Source organism: Nitrincola nitratireducens (assembly GCF_000585235.1).
Taxonomy (GTDB): domain Bacteria; phylum Pseudomonadota; class Gammaproteobacteria; order Pseudomonadales; family Balneatricaceae; genus Nitrincola; species Nitrincola alkalisediminis.
Window position 1 is genome coordinate 1 of the sequence record NZ_AONB01000044.1, and the last position, 2985, is coordinate 2985.

A 2985-nucleotide genomic window follows, 5' to 3' on the forward strand; every position below is an offset into this window, starting at 1 on the left:
TAAATGCCTGGCGATGACCTACTCTCACATGGGGAAACCCCACACTACCATCGGCGATGACGCGTTTCACTTCTGAGTTCGGAATGGAATCAGGTGGGTCCACGTCTCTATGGTCGCCAGACAAAACTGGTAACAATCTAAACTTAGAAATAGAATTCTCTGTCTCGTTCAATACAAGCTTCAACCGTCGTATCAATCGTCATAACTCATCAACCAAACGCCTTCGGCGTTATATGGTCAAGCCTCACGAGCCATTAGTACAGGTTAGCTCAACGCCTTACAACGCTTACACACCCTGCCTATCAACGTTCTGGTCTCGAACGGCTCTTTAGGGGCCTCTAGGGCCCAGTGAGATCTCATCTTGAAGGGGGCTTCCCGCTTAGATGCTTTCAGCGGTTATCCCGTCCGAACGTAGCTACCCGGCAATGCCACTGGCGTGACAACCGGAACACCAGAGGTTCGTTCACTCCGGTCCTCTCGTACTAGGAGCAACTCTTCTCAAATCTCAAACGCCCACGGCAGATAGGGACCGAACTGTCTCACGACGTTCTAAACCCAGCTCGCGTACCACTTTAAATGGCGAACAGCCATACCCTTGGGACCGGCTTCAGCCCCAGGATGTGATGAGCCGACATCGAGGTGCCAAACACCGCCGTCGATGTGAACTCTTGGGCGGTATCAGCCTGTTATCCCCGGAGTACCTTTTATCCGTTGAGCGATGGCCCTTCCATACAGAACCACCGGATCACTAGAACCTGCTTTCGCACCTGCTCGACGTGTCTGTCTCGCAGTCAAGCACCCTTCTACTCTTGCGCTCATTGGCTGATTTCCGACCAGCCTGAGGGTACCTTCGTGCTCCTCCGTTACTCTTTGGGAGGAGACCGCCCCAGTCAAACTACCCACCACACAATGTCCTCGATCCCGATTAGGATCTGAGTTAGAACCTCAACAGTACCAGGCTGGTATTTCAAGATCGGCTCCACTCGAACTGGCGTCCAAGTTTCAAAGCTCCCAGCTATCCTACACAAGTAATGTCAAAGTCCACTGTGAAGCTATAGTAAAGGTTCACGGGGTCTTTCCGTCTAGCCGCGGGGACGCTGCATCTTCACAGCGAGTTCAATTTCACTGAGTCTCGGGTGGAGACAGTGTGGCCATCGTTACGCCATTCGTGCAGGTCGGAACTTACCCGACAAGGAATTTCGCTACCTTAGGACCGTTATAGTTACGGCCGCCGTTTACCGGGGCTTCGATCAAGAGCTTCGCTTGCGCTAACCCCATCAATTAACCTTCCGGCACCGGGCAGGCGTCACACCCTATACGTCCACTTTCGTGTTTGCAGAGTGCTGTGTTTTTAATAAACAGTCGCAGCCACCTGGTATCTTCGACCGACGACAGCTCAGAGAGTAAATCTCGTCACCATCACCGGCGTGCCTTCTCCCGAAGTTACGGCACCATTTTGCCTAGTTCCTTCACCCGAGTTCTCTCAAGCGCCTGGGTATTCTCAACCTGACCACCTGTGTCGGTTTGGGGTACGGTCGTCTGTAACCTGAAGCTTAGAGGATTTTCCTGGAAGCCGGGCATCAACCACTTCACACCTAAAAGGTGCTCGTCATCAGGTCTCAGCTTTAAGGAGCGGATTTGCCTACTCACTCAGCCTACACCCTTAAACATGGACTACCATCGCCATGCTGGCCTAGCCTTCTCCGTCTCCCCATCGCAGTTACAGCCGGTACGGGAATATTAACCCGTTTCCCATCGATTACGCATTTCTGCCTCACCTTAGGGGCCGACTCACCCTACCCTGATTAACATTGGATAGGAAACCTTGGTCTTCCGGCGAGGGCGTTTTTCACGCCCTTTATCGTTACTTATGTCAGCATTCGCACTTGTGATACCTCCACGGTGGTTCCCACCTTCCGCTTCAACGGCTTACACAACGCTCCTCTACCATGCCTAGATAAATCTAAGCATCCGCAGCTTCGGTATCTGGTTTGAGCCCCGTTATATCTTCCGCGCAGGCCGACTCGACTAGTGAGCTATTACGCTTTCTTTAAAGGGTGGCTGCTTCTAAGCCAACCTCCTAGCTGTCTAAGCCTTCCCACATCGTTTCCCACTTAACCAGAATTTTGGGACCTTAGCTGGCGGTCTGGGTTGTTTCCCTTTTCACGACGGACGTTAGCACCCGCCGTGTGTCTCCCATGATTGCACTCTTGGGTATTCGGAGTTTGCATCGGGTTGGTAAGTCGGGATGACCCCCTAGCCGAAACAGTGCTCTACCCCCCAAGGTGAGACATGAGGCGCTACCTAAATAGCTTTCGAGGAGAACCAGCTATCTCCGAGCTTGATTAGCCTTTCACTCCGATCCACAGGTCATCCGCTAACTTTTCAACGGTAGTCGGTTCGGTCCTCCAGTTGATGTTACTCAACCTTCAACCTGCCCATGGATAGATCGCCCGGTTTCGGGTCTACTCCCAGCGACTCAACGCCCTATTAAGACTCGGTTTCCCTACGCCTCCCCTACTCGGTTAAGCTTGCCACTGAAAGTAAGTCGCTGACCCATTATACAAAAGGTACGCAGTCACCGTACTAAGACGGCTCCCACTGCTTGTACGTACACGGTTTCAGGGTCTATTTCACTCCCCTCACAGGGGTTCTTTTCGCCTTTCCCTCACGGTACTGGTTCACTATCGGTCAGTCAGGAGTATTTAGCCTTGGAGGATGGTCCCCCCATCTTCAGACAGGATATCACGTGTCCCGCCTTACTCGTTTTCACTCAAAATAGGTTTTCAAATACGGGGCTATCACCCTCTATGGCCGCACTTTCCAGAGCGTTCTTTTAACCTAAATTCAGCTTAAGGGCTGCTCCCCGTTCGCTCGCCGCTACTTAGGGAATCTCGGTTGATTTCTTTTCCTTCGGGTACTTAGATGTTTCAGTTCCCCGAGTTCGCCTCTAAAAGCCTATGTATTCAGCTTAAAGATACCTGA

At 52.0% G+C, this 2985-nt stretch carries 2 rRNA genes; both read right to left on the reverse strand.

The window, feature by feature from the left end:
• Positions 1-5 precede the first annotated feature (5 nt).
• Positions 6-121 (reverse strand): 5S ribosomal RNA (gene rrf, locus D791_RS18435).
• 112 nt (positions 122-233) lie between these two features.
• Positions 234-2985, reverse strand: a 23S ribosomal RNA gene (locus D791_RS18440); the annotation flags it as partial.